Genomic DNA, 20,892 nt, shown 5'->3' with positions numbered 1-20,892 from the left:
TCCTAACTCTTGGAATTCTCACTAAGCTTATAAACATCGCTACTTGCCCGTGAATTACTTTCCTAATTTTTCCAGTTCATCCTGAACATACTTGGTTGTAAGGAGTTTCTTAACAGTGCCTTCAACATCGAGTCTGTCTGTGTTGTGGCTTGTGTAAGCCTCGTCAGCAGCTGTGTGCACTTCGCCGTCAACGTAGAACTTGTCGTAGTTAAGGTCTCTTGCGTCGGCAACGACTCTGTAATAATCGCCCATATCCTCTGCGCGGAGTCTCTCTTCTTTTGTCAAAAGAGTCTCATACAGCTTCTCACCATGTCTTGAACCGATGATCTTGGTCTCTGTCTCGCCAAAGAGCTGCTGAACAGCCTTAGCAAGATCTCCAATAGTGGACGCATCTGCCTTCTGAATGAAAAGATCTCCAGGATTGCCGTGTGTAAAGGCAAACATAACAAGATCAACAGCCTCATCAAGGTTCATCATGAATCTTGTCATGTTAGGGTCTGTGATGGTGATAGGATGGCCGTTCTTGATCTGCTCGATGAAAAGAGGAATTACAGAGCCTCTAGAGCACATAACGTTGCCGTATCTTGTACAGTTGAGGATAGTTCCTCTCTCTGCAGCCATTCTGGCATTAGCATATACAACGTGCTCCATCATGGCCTTTGAAATTCCCATAGAATTGATAGGATAAGCTGCCTTATCTGTTGAAAGGCAGATAACATGCTTAACTTTGTTCTCAACTGCGGCATGGATCAGGTTATCTGTACCAATGATGTTAGTTCTAACAGCTTCCATTGGGAAGAATTCGCAACTAGGAACTTCCTTAAGTGCTGCAGCGTGGAAGATATAGTCAACACCAGGCATGCAGTCGCGAAGACTCTGAATATCACGCACATCACCGATGAAGAACTTAACCTTGCTGTAGTACTCAGGGTAGAATGCCTGAAGCTCATGTCTCATGTCGTCCTGCTTCTTTTCATCACGTGAAAAGATCCTGATCTCGCCGATATCACTTGCAAGGAAGTGGTCCAAAACGCAGTGACCAAAGCTTCCTGTTCCTCCTGTTATAAGTAGTGTTTTGTCCTTAAATTCACTCATTTTTTCTTTCCTCTGTTCTAATATAATGCGCTTTATTTCGTCATGCATTTTATGCGCTACTTAGGTCTTTTTATCAATGCATCTCTTCATATGTCACTTAGAATCATGCATCTCTTCCTGCCTCTTCTCAGAGAACCCTTCAGTGCTCTCTTTCTGGGCCAGGATCTTCACTGTCTCGAACAGGATCTGGAGATCCAGCAGCAATGAATAGTTTGTTATGTAAAAGAGATCCATCTTCAATTTATTTAATGGGCTTGTGTTGTACTTTCCAAAAACCTGCGCAGGTCCCGTGAGACCGCCTTTTACTTTAAGCCTATACACAAACTCCGGAATTTCTTCGGTGTATTTTTTGACATGTTCGATTCGCTCAGGTCTAGGACCAACGATGGACATATCGCCCTTTAAGATGTTTATGAGCTGTGGAAGTTCATCAATTCTCGTAGGTCTGATCACATGGCCTACCTTGGTGATCCTATCGTCTGCTTCGCCGGCTGGATGAGGCTTTCCGTCTTTTTCTGCATCCACGATCATGGATCTAAACTTCAGGATATCAAACTCAGCTCCGCCGATTGTAGTTCTTTTCTGCTTGAAAAAGACAGGTCCGTGGTCCTCAAGCTTGATGGCAATAGCCACAACAAGGAGGATTGGACTTGTTAATACCAGGCCGATCAAAGAAAAAACTATGTCACAGATTCTTTTAACAATTATCTGAGACGCTGTCAGCCCTGAGTTTCTGCACAGATAAAGAGGTGTGTCAAAAAGATTTATGTCCTCGGAATTCTTACCGATTATATCAGAAATCTTCGGTGTGAAGTAGACTCTTTTACCTCTGTAAAAACATTCCTTCAGGATGTCATTTTTCTTTTCAGAAGGAATATCGTTGATGAGCACAGCTTCGTAGTCATCGAGCTTGTCATATATCTTGTTTAGGCCTTCGTGAATGCTGATAACATCTGCGATGTGGTACTTGTCAGGTCTTGCGTTCATGAAGTGAAGCTTCTCATCATCGGCTTCGTCATAGATCTCAAGCACCTGCTGAGGCTTGAACATGGATCTGTACAAGTCTACAAGTGGCAGTATCAAAAGACATATAACAATGCTCTGAACCAGTGCCAGCAGCACATATCTCCACAAGAAGTTTGGGAAGAATCTGAACTGTCCGGTGATAGCGCAGGAGATGAAGGTCTCGATTCCGTCAACGCAAAAAATAGCCATAACCTGCGATGCCAGGAGATTTGCTTTTCTGTCAACGCCGATTCTAAAGGCCTTGAGGGCATTTCCAATGATGTAATACAGCACAAAGTAGATGCCTGCTGCCATCAAAAGGTTTCCTGCTCCAAGGAGGTTACCAGTCTGGTTGTTGTCCTCAACGAACTCGTGCCAAACCCAGAAGAACATAGCTGTCGCGATCAGCACCAGTGCCATTTTGCAGAGCCATCTATATACATATCTGTTTTGTATCTTGACATGCTCCATCAATACTTTCTCCAAACCATTTTATCTACAACTCCAGTAAAACTCTGGATTATCTTGACAACCTTATCTGAAACATTTGTGTCAACGTAGTCAGGAACCGGAATTCCGAGATCTGCATTTTTGTTCATCTCAACTGCAGTATCTACGGCCTGTAATAGGCTCTCCTCTGTAATTCCAGCAAGGATGAAGTTACCCTTGTCCATGGCTTCAGGCCTCTCTGTGCTGGTTCTGATGCACACTGCAGGGAATGGATTGCCCTTGCTGAGGAAGAAACTGCTCTCCTCTGGAAGTGTTCCTGAATCTGAAACTACCGCAAATGCGTTCATCTGCAGGCAGTTGTAGTCATGAAATCCAAGTGGCTCATGCTGAATAACTCTTTTATCAAGCTTGAAACCTGACTCTTCAATTCTCTTTTTACTACGTGGGTGACATGAATAGAGAATCGGCATGTCATACTTTTCAGCCATTTTGTTTATAGCTGTGAAAAGAGATGTGAAGTTCTTTTCAGTATCGATATTCTCCTCTCTGTGCGCAGAAAGAAGAATGTACTTGTGAGGCTCGATACCGAGCTTTTTGTGAACATCGCTTGCTTTGATCTTGTCGTAATTGTCGTCCAAAACTTCTGCCATAGGTGATCCTGTAACAAAAGTTCTTTCCTTTGGAAGTCCGCAATCTGCAAGGTATCTTCTGGCATGCTCTGAATATGCCATGTTTACATCAGAAATAATATCTACGATCCTGCGGTTGGTCTCCTCAGGAAGGCACTCGTCTTTGCATCTGTTACCTGCTTCCATGTGGAAAATAGGAATATGAAGGCGCTTAGCACCTATTACTGAAAGGCAACTGTTGGTATCGCCGAGAACCAGCACTGCGTCTGGCTTAATTGTTGCCATGAGCTTGTAACTCTTGTCGATGATGTTGCCCATGGTCTCTCCAAGGTCTGCTCCAACAGCATCCATATATACTTCCGGCTCATCAAGTTCAAGATCCTTGAAAAATACGCCATTTAAGTTGTAATCATAGTTCTGACCTGTATGTGCCAGTACTACATCAAAATATTTTCTGCACTTTTTGATAACTGCTGAAAGTCTTATTATCTCAGGACGTGTTCCTACTATAATAAGAAGCTTAAGTTTTCCGTTGTTTTTGAATCCCTTAAATTCAGGCATGGTGTACCTCGTTCAATCTTTGTGATAATATGCTGCGATTTTCTTGACTGCTGCGATAGTATCTGCTACATCCTGATCATTCATCATAGGATAAAGAGGAATACTCATGATTCCTTTGTAGATATCTTCCGCAACTGGGCAAAGACCGCGCTTGTAGCCCATCTTTTCATAGAATGGGAACCAGTATACAGGAACGTAATGTACCTGAGGCTGGATATTCTCTGCGCTCATAGCCTGGAAGAACTCTGCTCTTGTGCAGCTAAGCTTGTCCAAGTTGAGTCTGATAATATAGAGATGTCTCGTTGTATCTGACTCAGGAATCTCTTCCTGAACAATGATCTCTTCCATATCCTTGAATGCTTCATTATATGCATTCACGATCTCTTTTCTTCTCTTAGAGAACATGTCAAGCTTGTTCAGCTGGCTAATGAGAAGTGCTGCCTGGAAGTCTGTCATACGATAGTTGTAACCAAGCTCCTGCATCTCGTAGTACCAGATTCCTTCTGGGTTCTTTTCAACAAACTCTTCTGGATGACGTACGATTCCGTGCTGTGAAGCAAGTCTAAGTCGTCTATATAATTCTGGATCATTTGTTGTGATAGCGCCGCCCTCACCTGCAGTTACAGTCTTAACTGGGTGGAAGCTAAAGCAAGTCATGTCACCAATTGAACCTTCTGGCTTGCCCTTATACTTAGTACCGATAGCATGTGCTGCATCAATGATGAGCTTGAGGCCGTGCTTGTCGCAGATCTCTCTGATTCTGTCATGCTCAACAGCCTGACCTGTGAAATCTACCGCCACGACAGCCTTTGTCTTTGGTGTGATGTGTGCCTCGATGCTGGCTGGATCAATGTTATATGTCTTAGGATTAACGTCTGCAAATACTGGTGTTGCTCCTACGTATACAGCGCAGTTAGCAGATGCAGCAAATGTAAGAGGAGTTGTGATAACTTCATCTCCTTCTCCAAGTCCTGCAGCGATGCATGCACAGTGAAGCGCAGCTGTTCCGTTACATACAGCTACTGCATATTTAGCCCCTGTTACTTCGCAAAGCTTTTTCTCAAGTGCCTCAACTGATGGACCACAAGTAATAAGGTCTCCCTTAAGCACTGAAGCTACTGCCTGAACATCATCATCACCGATCCACTGACGTCCATAATATATTTTCTCTTTTCTAACCGGAGTTCCACCGTGTATTGCAAGCTTCTCCATATTGTTTCCTTCTTTCTAAATATAAAAATTCTTTAGTATTATACCATAATTCTAATTGCGTGTATGTATATCGTTGAGGGGCGATCATTTTTACCTGCATCCGGTTATGTTCACTAATTTCAGGTAACGTTTTCTCTGGCTATACCTCTCTTCTAGCTTGTTTTATTACCTGCATTCCTTCAAATCCTTCTCGTGCAGGTAACGCCTTCGCCAGCCATAACCCCTTTTTAGCTTGTTTTTTTACCTGCATTCCTCCACTCTCTATCATTGCAGGTAACGTTCCCTCTCGCCATAACCCTCTTCTAGCTTGTTTTTTTACCTGCATTGCCTTAATTTTTTTCCTTGCAGGTAACACATCTCCGCCAGCCCACCACATCTCCGCCAGCCGCCACTAATGCAAATCCCCGCAAGCCATAGCCTCGCGGGGACACAATTTCTCATATTTTACATGCATGTCATGACAGCCTTCACCGTGAAGTTATCCTCGTTCTGGATAAAGCTGGCTACGCCACTGTATTTTTCAGCAATTGACTTGATCTGTGAAGTTCCAATGCCACTCTGCACCTCACGAGTACTGATAGGAAGACCATTTTTAGTAAATCGAGTTGCGATAACGCATGGGTTCTTGGTAAGAAGTTTTAGTTTACGACCATCGTAAGTCAGTTCAAATTGAATACTTCTCTTTTCCTTGTCTGTTATGCGTTCCTGGGCCTCGACAGCATTCTCAAGGGCGTTGGCCACAAGACTTGTGAGATCCATCTCTTCCATCGGGAAGTGTTCAGGCACGGAAACCTTGACCCGGAGCTTGAATCCCATCTTTTGACATCTGGAAGTGTAGATTGTAAGTAGCTCATTAACGATCTGATTGTCGCAAAAAGAGACAGCGGTCACGTCTTCAAGCATAGAATCGAACTCTTTTAAATAAGCTGAAGCTTCGTCATATTTCTTTTCATTGATAAATCCAGCAAGCACGCGGTTGAAATGCCTGATGTCATGCTTGTACTTGCGGATGACCTTCTCGTTTGTATCGTAGATCTGGAGCTGTTCTTTGAGCCTGTTAGCGCGGACTTTCTGGTAATATGCAAGCTTGGCATCACTCTCCGCCTTGGCTATCTGAAACGAAGTAAGCTCATATTCGATAACAGCTGCCGACATCATTCCTACTATGTAGATGATTGCAAACCACTGCATCATGTTCTCGCCGTAGGGCTGAAGGCAGTATTGGAGCGGCGTGTAGAACAGTACAATGCTGAGGATCAAGCCACTAAGTGCACTGATACTTCCGTAAAAAACTCCCGCAAGATAATTTGTGATAAACGGCGTGATGAGCACGAAAAGCCAGAAAGCGTCCATGCCAATGCTCCAGTCAGTCTCCATCAGCAAATGAAAAAACAGGATCAACATGAACATGTAGGTTCCAATAATCGTCACCATTATGTGATTATTCGTGTATTTGAGAATAATCGATAAAAAAATAAATAGAATTGCGATACTGATATTGGTCACAATACCATGTTTATAATCAATCCAAAAACCGGGAATTGAAGCGACTATGCTGTACACGACAAAGCCTACCAAAAGAATCAAAGTAGCCCTTGTCTTTTGCGTCATGATTGCTTTATCTTTTTCAAATTCAATAAGTTGCCTCAAAGAATAAGTAGGTTTAAAGCGGTTCATTTGATCTACCCCCGTAACAAGCCTGTTTCCTCACAATAAAAGTATACAAGATTTCTGCGCTCTAGTGTATAATAATATCAAACAAGGAGGATAGCATGAGTAAGCTTCTAGCTATTTATGCGGCTGTCATCTTCATCGTAGGAGTGGTCGTTTTTACAATTGGTGAACTTAACAAGGACAACGAAGAGGAAAAAGAGACCTACAAGTGGATGCGTATCCTTGCGCTCATAGTTGTGATCATCGCGCTTGTCTGCGCAATCGCTAGCGCCAATATTGCGTAATCTGTTTCACGCATGATGTTTGATGACATTTCAAAATGAGATTGTTCATTGAGTTGACATTCCCTATTTTTCTTATATAATCTTAGATGTTTTCATGCTAATTTTTTAGCACGTGCGTTCCAACTCTTGGAATTCAAACGCACAATTTCTCAAACAATTTTTAATGTGAAAGAGAGAAGTTCTATGTTTAGTGATGAACTATGGGCTGAACGCACCCGTCTTGAACGCGTTCTCAGACAAATTGATATTGACATTGAGTCTGCGCCGCCAGGAACACTGCGCATTGGCGGCGTCAAAAAGAAGCCTGTATTATATTACAGGAAAAATCCTTCCGAAAGGTTTGGCACTTACATCAAGAAATCCAACCTGGACACAGCTCGCAAACTAGCGCAAAAGAACTATGCACAAAAATGTAAGCTTAATCTCGCCCCAAAGCTTGATCTGATCGATGCTTTGATAAAAGACTATGACTATAATAGTTTATTATCTGTTCAAAAGAGCTTACCTGAAATCCGACAAAAACTTATCACTCCATATACGCTAAGTGATGATGAGTATGTAAAAAGATGGCTTGATACTCCTTATGACCAAAACACTGATTATCCAGAAAGTCTTATTTTCAAAACCGCAAACGGAGAACTAGTCCGTTCCAAATCTGAAGTTATCATCGCAGACACCTTGCTGCGTCTCGGAATTCCATATAAATATGAAATGCCTTTTTATTACACAAAAAATCAGTCTTTTAGAACTGACTTTACAGCTTTAAATGTTAAAAAAAGAAAGACTGTCTACATTGAACACTGTGGCCGAATGCACAAAGAAAACTACAGAGACAGCTTTTTTTACAAATTAAAAAAGTATTCCAGCGCAGGCCTTGTGCTAGGCAAAGACATCATCTTCACATTTGAAGATGAAGACCACCCATTCGATGTGTCGGTGTATGAAAAGACTTTTCGAGATTTGTTGTTGAAAGGGTAAAAAATACATAGAAAAAAGTTGATAATAATGATATCGGATAAATCCCATTAAAAATGTATGTTTAATCTGGCAATTCATATTAAAAAAAGAAGCTGAATGCTTACATGCATCAGCTTCTTTTCGTTGATAGATTTTGTTCTTGTTCATTTTTTCACGCTAGTTAGCGTATCAGATCTGATCAATTTTCAGATCAAAGATCGTAGCTTCCTGTGATTTCGCCGTTTACTACATAATAAACCTTGTACTCTTCAGGCTTTACATAGATATTGAGAGTCTTGATATCTTTTTTACCATATGCCTTCTTAGCACGAGTTACAAGTTCATCATCGCTTAAAGCCTTGTCACCTAACTGAAGTTCAATCTTGGTTGTTACTTTAGTTGCCATCTCGCATGTCCTCCCCATCAGTAAAAAATTATCGTTGGATTTATTATACTACTCTTAATAAAAAAAAGTGAATCTTTATTTCAAAAATTAGTTAACTTTATAGTTTTTTTAGCATATTTTATTAGAGACTTGCTTATAATGTATCTACAAGGAGGTAACCACTATGGCAAATAAGAAAAATGGAACTCCCCCTATAAAAGATCTGAATCCAATAGTTATTTCCATTGGAACATTTAAACCAAGTCTTCAGACACTTAGCAGTGTCGATTGTGGCATTGATCTTTCAAGCTACGCATATGAAGGACTAAAAAAGTGGAAATAAATCTTTGAGATGTTAGATTAAAAACTAAATAAGAATTTGAGGGCGCCGTACATCATATATGTATGGCGCTTTTTTATGTAAAAAAATACCTGCAATGCAAAAAACATGTAGCATACAGGTAACGTTTCGATTAGCCAAAGACTATTATAAACTTGCTTTATTACCTACACGAATGAGAAATCTTCTCATGCAGGTAACGCTTTCGCTAGCCAAGGTCTCTTATAAACTTGTTTTATTACCTGCATCGCCGAGAAATCGTCTCGTGCAGGTAACACTTTTGCCAGCCAAGTTCCCTATTTAACTTGTTTTATTACCTGCATTGCCGAGAAATCGTCTCGTGCAGGTAATGTCTCCACCAGCCAAGGCACAAATTAACTTGTTTTATTACCTGCATCAGCCAAAATCTCCATCTTGCAGGTAAAAATCCCCGGCCAGCCACGCACTCTCGGCCAACCACGTATTCTCGGCCAGCCACGTACTCTCGACCAGCCATCACTCTCTCGGCCAGCCACGTACTTCCGCCTTACACAAGTACCTCTTCTGCCTTCCTGCTTGCCAGGTGCTCTGTGATCTTGGCCTTGATCCTGTCCTCTACCATCTGCGCAATCTCTTTACTCTTAAGTCCCTTGTACTCCTCATAAGGAATAGGCTCAAGATAATATACATAAGTCTTCACCGGTCCAACATGATCACTATTGAAAACCTTGTAGGAATCAACCAGCGCAACAGGCACGATAGGCACCTTGGCCATCTGTGCAAGCTTGAAACTGCCAGCCTTGAAGGGTTCCACAACGTTGCCGTTATTTTCCTTGTAGCCACCCTCTGGGAAAAGGATGAACTTCCTGCCTGCCTTGAGTTCCTCAGCCATCTCTCTGAATACAGTAATGGTCTGCCTTGGATTATCAAGTTCAAGGCGCTTGCCATCTACCATCCACATAACTTCTGAAACCAAAACAAGATGAGATCTCTTCTCATCCATAACAAAAGAGCATGGCTTCTTGTGAGTAGCAAAAATACCAGGAACATCATACTTGCCCTGATGATTAGGATAGAGCATGTAACCGCCCTCAGCCGGAAGATTCTCAGTACCGAAGGCCTCTGTCTCATAGCCTGATGACTTGTTCATGTAATAGATCATCTCATTGGCCATGCCGTAGCGCTCCTCTTCGGAGTGCTTCTCAGGATGCTTCATCCAGATTCTAGTCTTTACAACGTAGTAAATAATTCTATGAAGATTTATCAAAATAGTGTGATAAAAATTACGCATCTATATTTATTTCTGTCTCCTCAAATTTTTACCAATGCCGTATTTTATCATATTTTTTCACAGTTTTTCAAGAAGTGACTTGAATCCATACTTCTCAAACTGCGCTGCTGCTTTGTCTTTATCAAGTTCAAACTTAAAGTCGTCAAGACTCTTCTCGAATGGATAATCCCTGCGGATCTGCGCAAGTTCTTTTGACAAAAGAGCTATATCTCTATATTCGTTAAGGGCCTTCATTGGGCTCCTTGAAATGCCAAGTTCCTCTTTCCAATAAGTACCAAGTGCCTTCAAAGCTTTGTCATCTGCGCACTCATCGATTGCTTCATAGATTCCTTCAACAGTGCCATATCTAGCAAGAAGAGGCATCGCAGCACTACTAACTCCCTTAACTCCAGGAATGTTATCACTTGAATCACCCTGAATTCCCTTAAGATCAGGAATCTGCTCAGGTCTAACGCCATACTCAGCAAGGCATAATGGTGGTGTTACTTCAAAAGCCTTGTCAGGAAGTGACGCCATCTTGCTGTTCCATCCAAATTCTGCGCCATACTTATTCTGAAGTTCCTCAGCAGTCTCAGCCTTGGTCTGGATCAGCCACACTCTTGTATAGTCGCTTACAAGCTGCAGATAATCGTGATCCTTAGTGATAATGTAGGATGGAATCTCTTTTTCAAACTTAGAAACCACGCTGCCTACGATGTCATCTGCTTCGAACTTCATGTCGTACATAACCTGAAAGCCCATGTCTTCCAGCATCTTCTCCATGTTCTCAAACTGCTCCTTAAGAGGCTCTGGAGTGTCTCCGCGGTTTCCCTTGTAATCAGGATACTTCTCACGTCTGAAGGTATCCCTTGTCATATCAAACGCAAACATCATATGTGTAGGCTTCTGCTCATTTAAGATCTTCATAATGGTGCGCATCATGCCGTACATAGCGTTTGTGTACTGACCTTTATCGTTATGCATGATCTGAGAATAAAGAGCTTTCTTTTTCTCAGGGTCTTTTTCAAATAAAAGAGCTTTTGGAAGGTTGCCGTAATAGTTTGTAACCAGCATTGAGCTTCCATCTATTAAAATAAACTTCTCGTTTGACATATTATCCTCACTTTTTTCTTCTCATTATACACTATACATTCTCGTAAGATATATATATAATGATTGTCTTCTTATGATAATATGTTATATTGAAAAGAACTATGAAAAACTCAAAATAAGGAGCAAACACCTATGAATGACGCCTTATCCATATTTTTGAAATACGTTCTTCCATTTCTGGTTGCGTATGTTCTAAATCTTTTGATCAATAAATTTTTGAACAAAAAGCTGCTGCGAGGAAAGCTCTTCCTTATTTTCCTAAAGGGCATCATAATCGCAGTAATATGGCTTATAGCAGCACTTACAGCCCTCTCCGGAATCCCAGCCTTTTCTAAAACCTGGGAAACAGCCATCGCTTCATCCGGAATCGCCGCTGTTGTTCTCGGTCTTGCTGCCCAGTCAACACTTGCCAATGTCTTTGCAGGAATCTCACTTTCCGCAACACATTCAAGAGCATTTGATATCGGCGACAGAGTCAAGATCGACGACCACGACCCAGGCTATGTTGAGGACATCACCTTAAGGCACACTGTCATCAAGACCTACCAGAACGAGATCATCTACATCCCTAACTCCATCGTAGGTTCTGCAACCATCGTCAATTACACTCAGGAAAAGAGCTTTTCTTTTCCTGTAGAAATATCTGTAGCCTACGGAACCGACATGGAAAAGGCCATGAATATCATGGCTGACGTCATCTACGAGCATCCGCTGCACCACGGTCCAAGGCCTACAGTTCTCTGTAAAAACTGTGGTGATAGTGGCATCACACTTAGGGCCCTGGTAGAAACCAGAGATTTCAAGGACAATCCTAAGTCTTGTTCAGACGTACTTGTAACGCTTATGGAAAGATTCGCCGCAGAAGGCATCGAGATTCCTTACAACAGGCTCGTTGTACTTCATGGTGACAAGTAATTTTTTAGATAAAAAGGAAAGAGTTTTAGATCATGATTTTTGCATTAGTTATTGTTGCACTGCTGGTATATCTCATCGCTGAGATCATCCACTACTGCAAGGTCAAGGCCAATGTCATCAGCAGAAACGAGGTCAAAAAAGCTGCTGAAGAAAAGGCCAGGAATTTAAAGATTGACGATCCTATCATCTCCTGTGATTACTGCGGAGCCAAGGTAGACACTAGAATACACAAGGTTTGTCCTCAGTGCGGAGGCGCTTTTGACAGGGACATCGAATGGACTTCCAAGTTCAATGTAAAAAGTGAATTCATTGATGAACAGACCAAGGAGATCATCTCCCAAAGAGAAGAAAAGGCTCAGGAAGAAGCCAAAAAAACCTTAAAGCGTATTAGAAATACAATATTTGCACTTGTTGGAATAAATCTCTTTGTATTGGGAATTGGTCTGATCTTCTTGCTTATGGATCCTCTTTTCTCAGGAAGAGGGAATGAAACTATTGATAAGCAGTTTAGTGGCTATGTTAAATCTGGCAACGCTATCCAGGGCGACGGTGTTATCTGCGACGCCAATGGCTTCAAGATTACCCTTACTGGTATCTACACCAATCCTAAGCGAATTGGTGACGACGGCTACTACGGAAGCATTGTCATGGAGTTCCAGGTTGAGAATAATACAGGAAAAGACGTTTCTGCTTCACTTTACTGCGCTGGAAATAGCGGAATGGCCTGCGAAGGCTACATTCTCTTTTATGACGATTTTAAAAAAAATAAGACCGTTACCATCTACGAGCAGATGTACCTTGGAGAATCTGAGAAGGTCAGCGAACTTGTCTTTAATGAACTTAGAGTTTCATCAAAGAAAGGCTTCGAAAACATTTATGAATTAAAAGATCCTGTTAGGATCAAGACTTCCTGCAACTTTACTTATCCACTTGAGCTTGAAGAAAATTCAGTTCTAGTTTTTTCAAATGATATGGTGGATGTTTACAAGACTTACAAGTGCAGGGAAAATGACTGTGGATACATATTCACGATCGTTAATAAATCAGACAAAGACCTCTATGTTTCTTCTGATAATTTCCTCATCGACGGAGCAGAGGTTGATTCTGATAAGTTGCAAAAAGAGCTGATTCCATCCGGATACTGGTTTAAATCAGATGAGCTGGATCCTCTTGGCGCAGACTACACTGACCTTTCAAAAAATAATACACACGTCAGTCTTAGTTTCTTTTGCAAAGAAGATCCAGCCCTTGGTTTCTCCACAGGCTACCTTGATCTGAATCAGCAATCAGATATTGAATAATACAAAATGCGTTTTTATTACTATATATTGCGTTTTGTGTAATATTTTTTGTAATATAATTCACGTTTTCCCAAAGATGATCCATGAATAATAAAAAAGCGTACCAGCTTTTTGTTTTTTACTGGCACGCATGCTTACAGACATGAAATACGCCGGCTGTTGCAGTCACCGGCGTATTTCGCTTTTATGAGATTCAAAAAGGATTGGGATTAGCGATTTGTATAATTTACAAATTGCTTTTTTATAAGTGTCACAGTATATGTAACATCTTATGTAATATATCTTAACATCTTTTCAAAATTTTGCAAGAAAAAAATTGCTTCTTTTTTTCCCGTTAATCTCCAGCCCATTTTCTCCGATAATATAATTAGATGACGTGCCAACATCTACTAGCTATGGAAAGCGTGGGGTCTTCATGGACGAGTTTCTACTTCGCATGAAGGTCCTTTTTTTGGGCCTTCAAGACATAAGGAGGTACCATGAAAATTGCACAGGCAAATGTGAACATGGTCTCAAACAACAGGTACTACGAGGAAAACTCGGTTACGGTACAGACTGGTTTGGTGACCAAAGGCTCTTTTCTTGAAAGTCTAAATGATCAGGAAAAGAAAATGGATAGCCTGGAATTATCCAAAACAAGCGGTGAAGATGAGGCTGTAAGCAGCCAGTCCTATTCATCGCTAAAGCCATCAAAGACCGAGCAGATCAGTAAGATCGGATCTACGCTGGAGGATCAGATCTCTGAGATAAGGAGCACTCTCCTATCGAGAATCTTACAGCTCCTTGAACTTCTTGGCGGCGACAACAAAAGCAAGTATTATACAAAAACTCTTGGAGAAGCATCAGGGCTGCTTGAAAACAATTCTTATGTAAGTGTCACTACAATCGAGCAATTACACATTGAGGAGGAACAGACCACATTTTCAGGACAGGGGATGGCCCTTACTGAAGACGGCAGGACAATTGACTTTAATGTTCAATTTTCCATGTCCAGACGCTTATGTGAATATGCTGGAATAAGCGTTGCAACTAAAGGTCACTACCTTGATCCACTTGTTATCAATGTGGGAAGCGATGTGACAAGTATCAGTGATCAGACTTTCTATTTTGACCTCGACAGCGATGGTCAGGAGGAAAAGATCTCTAACCTTGGCGAAGGCAGTGGTTTCCTTGCACTTGATAAGAATGGAGATGGCAAGATAAACAATGGTTCAGAACTCTTTGGCACAAAGAGTGGAAATGGCTTCAAGGATCTTGCAATGTACGACAAAGATGGAAATGGCTGGATCGACGAAAACGACGAAGTCTACGAGCATCTCAGAGTCTGGCTTCGCGATGAGGACGGAAAGGACCGTCTCTTATCACTTTCGGAAGCAGATGTAGGCGCGATCTATCTTGGAAGCGCTGAGACTGAGTTTACGCAGTACAACAGCTCTTTTGCCATTGCAGGAATGCTGCGCGCAAGCGGCATGTTCCTCAGGGAAAGCGGCGGTGTTGGAACTGTTCAGCAGGTAGATATGGCAGCCATGTAAAAATGCTCTCTGCTCCGAAAAATGTGGATAAAAAGCCTTGAAAAGTGTATAGTTAAATAGCTGAAAAAAATAACGATTCGGGGAGTTTACAATGGGTAAATTATATTTCAGATATGGAGCTATGGGGAGTTCTAAAACGGCTAATGCACTGATGGTGCGCTATAACTATATCGAAAAGGGTCAGAATGCGATTCTTTTAAAACCAAAGGCTGACAACCGCGACGGAGATACAACTATCAGGTCAAGAATAGGACTAAGCGCAGAGTGCACCTTCGTTGAAGACTTTCTTGATGAAGTCAAAAATGAGTGGTACACAGGTAAGTCCAATGCATGGGACAAGCTTGACTGCGTAATAGTCGATGAAGCGCAGTTCCTCACCGAGGAGCAGGTTGATCTCCTTGCTGAGATTGTTGACAAGTACGATCTTCCTGTAATTTGCTACGGACTTAGGACTGATTTCACAAGTCATCTTTTTACAGGATCCAAGAGACTTATGGAAATCGCCAACTATATAGAAGAAGTGCCAACTGTCTGCTGGTGTGGACGAAGAGCCCACTTCAACGCTCGTGTGAGCAATGGAAAAATTGTGAGAAGTGGCGAACAGATCATGATGGGTGGCAACGAATCTTATGTATCACTCTGTAGGAGACATTTCCTCAGCGGTGAAGTTGACGGAGCAAGAGAAAGAGAAATTTAATAGAGGTAGACAAGACCCGTAAAATAAAGATGCGTATCGGCTTAAAGCTAGCTGATACGCATCTTTTTTCGATTTTATACTTTTTTTATTTTTTAGGTGTTGACTTATTGTTCTAGTTGTTCTATAACATACTTGTAACAAGAAATTGGCAGCCAACATTAGAGAGTGCTAATTAGATTTTAAGCAACACATCTGAGTACACTCTAAGGTCAACTGCTACAAACTACTACAACCTACAACGAAATTTAAATAGAAAAGGAGTGATGACTTATGTTGATGCCTATGATTTGGAGTAACAATGATATCTTTGATGAGATGGATAATTTCTTTAACAGAGGATTGTTCGATGGCCTTTGTGATACAAATGCCAAAGACCAGCAGTTCCAGTCAATGACAGGTCTGATGAAGACTGATGTTATCGAGAAGGACAACTGCTATCAGCTGGAAGCTGAACTCCCTGGATTCAATAAGGAAGATATCAAGATCGATCTTAAAAATGATGTCTTGACAATTAGTGCTTCACACAGCGAAAATAAGGATGAAAAAGATAATAACGGCAAATATATCCGTCGTGAGAGAAGAAGTTCATCCTACCAGAGATCCTTCCGTGTAGATGGTCTTAAGCCTGAGGACATAATCGCACAGTACAGGAACGGCGTACTTACAGTTAGTCTTCCTAAGAAAGAGGCAATTCCTGAGAAGGAAGAAGCAGCCAGAATCGAAGTTAAGGACTGATATGATACCATAACTATCCTACCCCTAGATTCTTAAATCCTAAAGTCTTAGATATGACCTCTGCTTTTTACGGCATTATATATGCCTAGAAAGCAGAGGTATTTTTATGTCTACTGATAAATTCGAATACGAAGGATACACAGGAACCGTTAACTATGACAAGAACTGTGATTACTACACAGGGGAAGTCGAGATAGACGGCGAGATCTACACCTACGAAGGTGATACTTTAGAGGAACTCCGCGAGGACTTTGAAGATATAATCGATTCGATTATTGCTTTTAATGATATGGATGACGAGGAAGAAGACTAATTAGGAGGGTTTGGAAATGGCCAGATACACCAAAGAAGACATTTTTAGGATTGTCGAAGAAGAAGACGTAGCATTTATCAGACTGCAGTTTTGCGATATCTTTGGTATTCCAAAGAATATTGCCATCGCGGCAAGCAAGCTCGAAAGCGCTCTTAACAATGAGTGCATGTTTGATGGCGTGTCCGTAGAGGGCTTCATGAGAAGTGACGAAAGTGACATGTATCTTTATCCTGATCTCGACAGCTTCGAGATCTACCCATGGAGACCACAGTCAGGCAAAGTTGCCAGAATGTTCTGCAACGTTTACACAGCTGATGGCAAGCCTTTCGCAGGTGACTCCAGAAACGTTCTTCACGAAGTTGTCAAAAGAGCTAAGGACATGGGCCTTAACTTCAAGATCAACCCGGAGCCTGAGTTCTTTTTATTTGATTATGATGATGACGGACAGCCAACAACTAAGACTCATGAAAGAGGCGGGTACTTTGACGTAGCACCAGCTGATCAGGGCGAAAACGTACGTCGAGATATCATCCTGAACCTCGAAGAAATGGGATTTGATATTTCCTCTTCTCACCATGAGATTGCTCCTGCTCAGCACGAGATCGACTTCAAAGAAGAAGACGCTGAGCGCACTGCAGACATGATCATGACATTCAGAATGGCCGTTAAGACAATCGCCAAAAAGCACGGTCTCTACGCCACCTTCATGCCAAAACCTGTTGAGGGAATCCCTGGATCAGGTATGCACATCAATATCATCGCTGAGGATGAAAATGGCAAAAATGTTTTCTGCGGAGAAGGTGAGAAGCTTTCAGATACAGCCAAGCACTTCATCGCTGGCATACTTGCCCACGTTAAAGGTATGACTCTTGTAACAAACCCTGTTGTCAATTCCTACAAAAGGCTTGTTCCCGGCTACGATGCACCAGTAAATGTTTCCTGGTCCTCTCTTTCTGCCAACAGAAGCGCTCTTATAAGGATTCCTTCCAATAGGGGTAACGGCACCAGAATCGAGCTTAGAAATCCAGATGCAACCTGCAATCCTTACCTTGCGATTGCTCTTATCCTCGCTGCAGGCATGGACGGAATCTCCAAGAAGCTGACTCCTCCTGCAGAAGTAAGTGGCAACAACGAGAATGGCCTTGAAACTCTTCCCCTTACACTTGGCGAAGCTCTAAGCGCTTACCAGGCAGATCCATTTGTAAAAGAGATTCTTGGAGATGCAATCTATACCAAGATTCTTGAAGCTAAAAATAAGGAATGGAAAGACTTCCGCACCTGCGTAACTCAGTGGGAAGTCGGCAAATACCTTAATCTTTTCTAAAATTTACCACTTAATGAAACTTCGAGGATTTTGGGTTGAATATCATTGTAGCCTTTGCTAAGACCGAAGATGGTCTTAAGTTTAAGAGCATATTGGGCCGTGGTGGATACGATAACGTACTTGTCTGCTCCTCTGGAATGCAGGCTTTATCTGCCATGGAAGATTTAGGAAGCGGTGTCGTCATATGCGGCCACCGCTTAAGTGACATGCTCTACAATGAACTCCTCGATAATATGCCCGAGTACTTCCAGATGCTTATGGTGGCGTCTCCAGACAAGGCGCCATTTGATAACGCAGATGGCAAGCTCATCTTCCTTCAGTCACCATTAAAAAAGTCAGAGCTCTTTTCATCTCTTAGTATGATGCTGGAAGGCGTAAGCAGACGTAAAAAGAAAGCTAAAGAACGCCGCTTGCAGCGAAGCGCTGCGGATCAAAAGACAATAGACGATGCCAAGCATCTTCTGATGGAAAGGCATCATATGACTGAGCCTGAAGCTCACAAATATCTCCAGAAATGTGCCATGGATTCAGGAACTGGCCTCCTTGAAACCGCCGAGATGGTAATATCATTGTCGGAGATCTGAGGAAAAGAGCCATGGGGACGGGGTTGTAGCTCACCACCCCCGTCCCCATGGCTCTTTTTTTGTTTCTTACATAAATATATTTCTGATTCTTCTAGTTACATGTCCTGTGCCGTAGTCAGCTTTCTGAGTCATCATCAGGAATGTAGTTTTGGTGGATGGATCATTCATAAAGTATGTTCCAAGCCAGCCGTCCCAGCCGTACTCACCCTTGTTTCCAAGAATAAGCGCCTGCTTAGGATCATCCATAACACGCATGAGATTGCCATATGTGTGGCCCTCAAGTCCGCGCCAGTTCCAAAGGTCTCTCTGCTGATATTCAAGAAGCTTACCTGTTGTAAGGAACTTCACAGCTGATTCTGTGAGGATTACCTTACCTCTGTAAACACCATCATCCATGAGCATTCTGGCAAAGTGTGAGTAGTCATCTAATGTTGAGAAAAGACCTGCCCCACCTGATTCAAAAGCATTAACTCCGCCATTATTTCTGATACCAAGGTTATTTCCCTTATATTCTTCAAGGTCATTACCCTTTGCCTGGTATGCATGGGCAAGACGAGGTTTCTTTTCATCTGGTACAAAAAATGCTGTATCAACCATCTCAAGAGGATCAAAAAGTCTCTCTTTGAGGAACTCGCTGAACTTCATACCTGAAGCTTTCTCGATAACAGCGCCGAGGATATCTGCTGATGTTCCATACTGCCAATGACTTCCAGGGAGGAAATTAAGTGGAAGCTTACCAAGCTTTTCAGCAAACTCCAAAGTTGACATCTGGTTATCAGATGAGAGGCGATCAATAAGTTCATCAAATAAAACGCCTGTCTCTTTTTCTGCTTCTGAATTAACACCTGGATAAACAAGACCTGATGTCATGTTCATAAGCTCAAAGATCCTCATCTTCTTGTCATCAGGAACCTTGTGTTTTTCACCGTTCTCATCAAGGTATTCCTGATCATTAAAGCTATCTATATATTTGCCTACAGGCTCGCACAGATCAACGATACCATCCTGCACAAGGAGCATCATTGCTGCAGCTGTAATAGGCTTGGACTGTGAATACAAGTGGAAGATAGTGTTTCTTTCAATAGGCACCTTATCTTCTTCGTCAGCATAGCCGCTCTTTAAAAAGAACTTTTCTGTTCCGTCCTGAATAAGAAGTGCGCTTACACCTGCAAGTTCTCTTTCTTCTACTGCACGATCCATGCATTTCTGTATTAAAGCTAATTTGTCTCTCATAATAATCTCCGGTCTTTATTTCAAAGCATTTGCAATGTCTGCGATAAGGTCTTCCTTGTCTTCAAGTCCACAAGAAATTCTGATAAGTCCTGCTGGGATACCAGCAGCTTCAAGCTGTTCATCTGTCATCTGACGATGAGTTGATGTTGCAGGGTTGAGGCAACATGTTCTAGCATCAGCTACGTGTGTTTCGATAGCTGCGATCTTGAGCTTCTTCATGAAGCTCTCAGCTGCCGCTCTTCCACCCTCAAGCTCAAATGAAACAACGCCGCAACCACCGTTTGGCATATACTTCTTAGCAATCTCATAATATGGATCAGACTCAAGTCCAGGATAGTTGACCTTCTTGACCTGTGGCTGCTCCTGAAGGAACTTAGCAACTGCAAGTCCGTTCTCTACATGCTTTGGCATACGAACGTGAAGTGATTCAAGTCCGAGATTTAAGATGAATGCATTCTGTGGAGACTGGATGCATCCAAAGTCTCTCATGAGCTGTGATGTGCACTTTGTGATGAATGCGCCTTCTTTACCGAACTTCTCAGCATATACGATTCCGTGATATGAATCATCTGGCTGTGTAAGTCCTGGGAACTTGTCAGCATGCGCCATCCAATCGAACTTACCTGAATCAACGATGACACCACCAACTGCAGCTCCGTGACCATCCATATATTTGGTTGTTGAATGAGTTACAATATCTGCGCCCCATTCGATAGGTCTGCAGTTAACTGGTGTTGGGAATGTATTGTCCACAATAAGTGGAACGCCGTGGCTGTGTGCAGCCTTGGCAAATTTCTCTATATCAAGAACTGTAAGAGCTGGGTTAGCAATCGTCTCACCGAATACTGCTCTTGTATTGTCCTTAAAAGCTGCATTCAGCTCATCCTCTGTGCAATCAGGTGAAACAAATGTAACTGTTACTCCCATCTTTGCCATTGTTACAGCAATGAGATTAAATGTTCCTCCGTAGATTGAAGAAGAAGCTACGATATGGCTTCCACACTCACAAATATTAAACAGAGCGAAGAAATTAGCAGCCTGTCCAGATGATGTGAGCATAGCAGCTGTGCCGCCCTCAAGTGCTGCAATCTTGGCAGCAACATGATCATTAGTTGGATTCTGAAGTCTTGTATAGAAATAACCTGAAGCTTCAAGATCAAAAAGCTTACCCATGTCCTCACTGGTGTCATACTTAAAAGTTGTAGACTGGATAATAGGTATCTGACGTGGCTCGCCATTACCTGGAGTATATCCTGCCTGTACACATCTGGTTCCGATTCCCTGCTGACTCATTTCTTCATCTC

22 protein-coding genes are annotated in these 20,892 nt (G+C 42.1%); 11 read left to right on the top strand and 11 right to left on the bottom strand.

Translation table 11 applies throughout. The features are described from left to right. Nucleotides 1–54: 54 nt before the first annotated feature. From bhn_RS02510 to bhn_RS02485, 6 genes are all read right to left on the bottom strand, one after another. Complete coding sequence (locus bhn_RS02510; protein ID WP_071175213.1) at nucleotides 55–1,095, bottom strand: polysaccharide biosynthesis protein; 1,041 nt, start codon at nucleotides 1,093–1,095, stop codon at nucleotides 55–57. Between the two features lie 93 nt (nucleotides 1,096–1,188). Further along, the gene (locus bhn_RS02505; RefSeq protein ID WP_071175212.1) at nucleotides 1,189–2,571 is read right to left on the bottom strand and encodes a sugar transferase; all 1,383 of its coding nucleotides are present in this window, start codon (nucleotides 2,569–2,571) and stop codon (nucleotides 1,189–1,191) included. After that, nucleotides 2,571–3,740, bottom strand: coding sequence for a non-hydrolyzing UDP-N-acetylglucosamine 2-epimerase (gene wecB, locus bhn_RS02500; RefSeq protein WP_071175211.1), 1,170 nt, complete (start codon nucleotides 3,738–3,740; stop codon nucleotides 2,571–2,573). Before wecB ends, bhn_RS02505 begins: the two co-directional genes overlap by 1 nt. A 12-nt stretch (nucleotides 3,741–3,752) precedes the next feature. Beyond that, a complete protein-coding gene (gene pseC / locus bhn_RS02495) occupies nucleotides 3,753–4,952 on the bottom strand; it encodes a UDP-4-amino-4,6-dideoxy-N-acetyl-beta-L-altrosamine transaminase (protein ID WP_071175210.1) in 1,200 nt (399 codons plus the stop codon). Nucleotides 4,953–5,091: 139 nt separating this feature from the next. Further along, the gene (locus bhn_RS02490; protein ID WP_071175209.1) at nucleotides 5,092–5,328 is read right to left on the bottom strand and encodes a hypothetical protein; all 237 of its coding nucleotides are present in this window, start codon (nucleotides 5,326–5,328) and stop codon (nucleotides 5,092–5,094) included. A gap of 68 nt (nucleotides 5,329–5,396) precedes the next feature. Continuing rightward, nucleotides 5,397–6,629 carry a sensor histidine kinase gene (locus bhn_RS02485; protein ID WP_083385645.1) on the bottom strand — a complete coding sequence of 411 codons (1,233 nt, stop codon included), beginning with the start codon at nucleotides 6,627–6,629 and terminating at the stop codon, nucleotides 5,397–5,399. Between the two features lie 95 nt (nucleotides 6,630–6,724). On the opposite strand from bhn_RS02485, the gene bhn_RS02480 reads away from it, so the two are divergent. Both bhn_RS02480 and bhn_RS02475 read left to right on the top strand, forming a co-directional pair. Continuing rightward, the gene (locus tag bhn_RS02480; protein ID WP_071175207.1) at nucleotides 6,725–6,910 is read left to right on the top strand and encodes a hypothetical protein; all 186 of its coding nucleotides are present in this window, start codon (nucleotides 6,725–6,727) and stop codon (nucleotides 6,908–6,910) included. Nucleotides 6,911–7,093: 183 nt separating this feature from the next. Then, nucleotides 7,094–7,888, top strand: a complete 795-nt coding sequence (locus tag bhn_RS02475) for a PDDEXK family nuclease (RefSeq protein ID WP_071175206.1) — start codon at nucleotides 7,094–7,096, stop codon at nucleotides 7,886–7,888. Between the two features lie 190 nt (nucleotides 7,889–8,078). Here bhn_RS02475 and bhn_RS02470 read toward each other — a convergent pair whose 3' ends face one another. Further along, complete coding sequence (locus tag bhn_RS02470) at nucleotides 8,079–8,273, bottom strand: DUF6465 family protein (protein ID WP_071175205.1); 195 nt, start codon at nucleotides 8,271–8,273, stop codon at nucleotides 8,079–8,081. Nucleotides 8,274–8,436: 163 nt separating this feature from the next. Here bhn_RS02470 and bhn_RS15660 point away from each other — a divergent pair, with 163 nt between their 5' ends. Continuing rightward, a complete protein-coding gene (locus bhn_RS15660; RefSeq protein ID WP_161487283.1) occupies nucleotides 8,437–8,595 on the top strand; it encodes a hypothetical protein in 159 nt (52 codons plus the stop codon). 523 nt (nucleotides 8,596–9,118) lie between these two features. On the opposite strand, the gene bhn_RS02465 is transcribed toward bhn_RS15660, so the two are convergent. Both bhn_RS02465 and bhn_RS02460 read right to left on the bottom strand, forming a co-directional pair. After that, the gene (locus tag bhn_RS02465) at nucleotides 9,119–9,862 is read right to left on the bottom strand and encodes a lysophospholipid acyltransferase family protein (RefSeq protein ID WP_071175204.1); all 744 of its coding nucleotides are present in this window, start codon (nucleotides 9,860–9,862) and stop codon (nucleotides 9,119–9,121) included. Nucleotides 9,863–9,919: 57 nt separating this feature from the next. Continuing rightward, on the bottom strand, nucleotides 9,920–10,954 hold the full coding sequence (locus bhn_RS02460; protein ID WP_071175203.1) for a 5'-3' exonuclease: 1,035 nt from the start codon (nucleotides 10,952–10,954) through the stop codon (nucleotides 9,920–9,922). Between the two features lie 132 nt (nucleotides 10,955–11,086). On the opposite strand from bhn_RS02460, the gene bhn_RS02455 reads away from it, so the two are divergent. The 8 genes from bhn_RS02455 to bhn_RS02420 all read left to right on the top strand — a co-directional run bounded on the left by bhn_RS02455 (nucleotide 11,087) and on the right by bhn_RS02420 (nucleotide 18,355). Then, a complete protein-coding gene (locus bhn_RS02455) occupies nucleotides 11,087–11,869 on the top strand; it encodes a mechanosensitive ion channel family protein (protein WP_071175202.1) in 783 nt (260 codons plus the stop codon). Nucleotides 11,870–11,901: 32 nt separating this feature from the next. Beyond that, entirely contained in the window at nucleotides 11,902–13,170 is a 1,269-nt protein-coding gene (locus bhn_RS02450; RefSeq protein ID WP_071175201.1) for a hypothetical protein, read from the top strand. 479 nt (nucleotides 13,171–13,649) lie between these two features. Continuing rightward, nucleotides 13,650–14,702 (top strand): hypothetical protein, encoded by a 1,053-nt coding sequence (locus bhn_RS02445; RefSeq protein WP_071175200.1) that lies wholly within the window; start codon nucleotides 13,650–13,652, stop codon nucleotides 14,700–14,702. 91 nt (nucleotides 14,703–14,793) lie between these two features. Further along, complete coding sequence (locus tag bhn_RS02440) at nucleotides 14,794–15,399, top strand: thymidine kinase (protein WP_071175199.1); 606 nt, start codon at nucleotides 14,794–14,796, stop codon at nucleotides 15,397–15,399. A gap of 270 nt (nucleotides 15,400–15,669) precedes the next feature. Beyond that, nucleotides 15,670–16,134, top strand: coding sequence for an Hsp20/alpha crystallin family protein (locus tag bhn_RS02435; protein ID WP_071175198.1), 465 nt, complete (start codon nucleotides 15,670–15,672; stop codon nucleotides 16,132–16,134). Nucleotides 16,135–16,240: 106 nt separating this feature from the next. Further along, on the top strand, nucleotides 16,241–16,447 hold the full coding sequence (locus tag bhn_RS02430) for a hypothetical protein (RefSeq protein ID WP_071175197.1): 207 nt from the start codon (nucleotides 16,241–16,243) through the stop codon (nucleotides 16,445–16,447). Between the two features lie 16 nt (nucleotides 16,448–16,463). Continuing rightward, complete coding sequence (glnA, locus tag bhn_RS02425; protein ID WP_071175196.1) at nucleotides 16,464–17,771, top strand: type I glutamate--ammonia ligase; 1,308 nt, start codon at nucleotides 16,464–16,466, stop codon at nucleotides 17,769–17,771. Between the two features lie 35 nt (nucleotides 17,772–17,806). Then, entirely contained in the window at nucleotides 17,807–18,355 is a 549-nt protein-coding gene (locus bhn_RS02420) for an ANTAR domain-containing response regulator (protein WP_071175195.1), read from the top strand. A 66-nt stretch (nucleotides 18,356–18,421) separates the two neighbouring features. Here the strand turns inward: bhn_RS02420 and bhn_RS02415 are convergent, their stop codons facing one another. After that, nucleotides 18,422–19,588, bottom strand: coding sequence for a serine hydrolase domain-containing protein (locus bhn_RS02415; RefSeq protein ID WP_202816790.1), 1,167 nt, complete (start codon nucleotides 19,586–19,588; stop codon nucleotides 18,422–18,424). Between the two features lie 15 nt (nucleotides 19,589–19,603). Further along, nucleotides 19,604–20,881, bottom strand: a complete 1,278-nt coding sequence (locus bhn_RS02410; protein WP_071175193.1) for an O-acetylhomoserine aminocarboxypropyltransferase/cysteine synthase family protein — start codon at nucleotides 20,879–20,881, stop codon at nucleotides 19,604–19,606. Between the last annotated feature and the right edge of the window lie 11 nt (nucleotides 20,882–20,892).

Origin of the sequence: Butyrivibrio hungatei (assembly GCF_001858005.1) — a bacterium.
GTDB lineage: Bacteria > Bacillota > Clostridia > Lachnospirales > Lachnospiraceae > Butyrivibrio > Butyrivibrio hungatei.
The sequence above is the reverse complement of the archived record's forward strand: the minus strand, read 5'-3'. Positions and strand labels throughout refer to the sequence as shown.

What these genes read in the sequence shown, in the direction of transcription:
- bhn_RS02440 (WP_071175199.1), top strand. Translation starts at nt 14,794, where the DNA reads ATGGGTAAATTATATTTCAGATATGGAGCTATGGGGAGTTCTAAAACG.
- bhn_RS02465 (WP_071175204.1), bottom strand. Translation starts at nt 9,862, where the DNA reads ATGCGTAATTTTTATCACACTATTTTGATAAATCTTCATAGAATTATT.
- bhn_RS02450 (WP_071175201.1), top strand. Translation starts at nt 11,902, where the DNA reads ATGATTTTTGCATTAGTTATTGTTGCACTGCTGGTATATCTCATCGCT.
- bhn_RS02455 (WP_071175202.1), top strand. Translation starts at nt 11,087, where the DNA reads ATGAATGACGCCTTATCCATATTTTTGAAATACGTTCTTCCATTTCTG.
- pseC (WP_071175210.1), bottom strand. Translation starts at nt 4,952, where the DNA reads ATGGAGAAGCTTGCAATACACGGTGGAACTCCGGTTAGAAAAGAGAAA.
- bhn_RS02415 (WP_202816790.1), bottom strand. Translation starts at nt 19,588, where the DNA reads ATGAGAGACAAATTAGCTTTAATACAGAAATGCATGGATCGTGCAGTA.
- bhn_RS02430 (WP_071175197.1), top strand. Translation starts at nt 16,241, where the DNA reads ATGTCTACTGATAAATTCGAATACGAAGGATACACAGGAACCGTTAAC.
- bhn_RS02485 (WP_083385645.1), bottom strand. Translation starts at nt 6,629, where the DNA reads ATGAACCGCTTTAAACCTACTTATTCTTTGAGGCAACTTATTGAATTT.
- bhn_RS02435 (WP_071175198.1), top strand. Translation starts at nt 15,670, where the DNA reads ATGTTGATGCCTATGATTTGGAGTAACAATGATATCTTTGATGAGATG.
- bhn_RS02460 (WP_071175203.1), bottom strand. Translation starts at nt 10,954, where the DNA reads ATGTCAAACGAGAAGTTTATTTTAATAGATGGAAGCTCAATGCTGGTT.
- bhn_RS02470 (WP_071175205.1), bottom strand. Translation starts at nt 8,273, where the DNA reads ATGGCAACTAAAGTAACAACCAAGATTGAACTTCAGTTAGGTGACAAG.
- bhn_RS02490 (WP_071175209.1), bottom strand. Translation starts at nt 5,328, where the DNA reads ATGTGGTGGGCTGGCGGAGATGTGTTACCTGCAAGGAAAAAAATTAAG.
- wecB (WP_071175211.1), bottom strand. Translation starts at nt 3,740, where the DNA reads ATGCCTGAATTTAAGGGATTCAAAAACAACGGAAAACTTAAGCTTCTT.
- bhn_RS02475 (WP_071175206.1), top strand. Translation starts at nt 7,094, where the DNA reads ATGTTTAGTGATGAACTATGGGCTGAACGCACCCGTCTTGAACGCGTT.
- bhn_RS02445 (WP_071175200.1), top strand. Translation starts at nt 13,650, where the DNA reads ATGAAAATTGCACAGGCAAATGTGAACATGGTCTCAAACAACAGGTAC.
- bhn_RS02510 (WP_071175213.1), bottom strand. Translation starts at nt 1,095, where the DNA reads ATGAGTGAATTTAAGGACAAAACACTACTTATAACAGGAGGAACAGGA.
- bhn_RS15660 (WP_161487283.1), top strand. Translation starts at nt 8,437, where the DNA reads ATGGCAAATAAGAAAAATGGAACTCCCCCTATAAAAGATCTGAATCCA.
- bhn_RS02410 (WP_071175193.1), bottom strand. Translation starts at nt 20,881, where the DNA reads ATGAGTCAGCAGGGAATCGGAACCAGATGTGTACAGGCAGGATATACT.
- bhn_RS02505 (WP_071175212.1), bottom strand. Translation starts at nt 2,571, where the DNA reads ATGGAGCATGTCAAGATACAAAACAGATATGTATATAGATGGCTCTGC.
- glnA (WP_071175196.1), top strand. Translation starts at nt 16,464, where the DNA reads ATGGCCAGATACACCAAAGAAGACATTTTTAGGATTGTCGAAGAAGAA.
- bhn_RS02480 (WP_071175207.1), top strand. Translation starts at nt 6,725, where the DNA reads ATGAGTAAGCTTCTAGCTATTTATGCGGCTGTCATCTTCATCGTAGGA.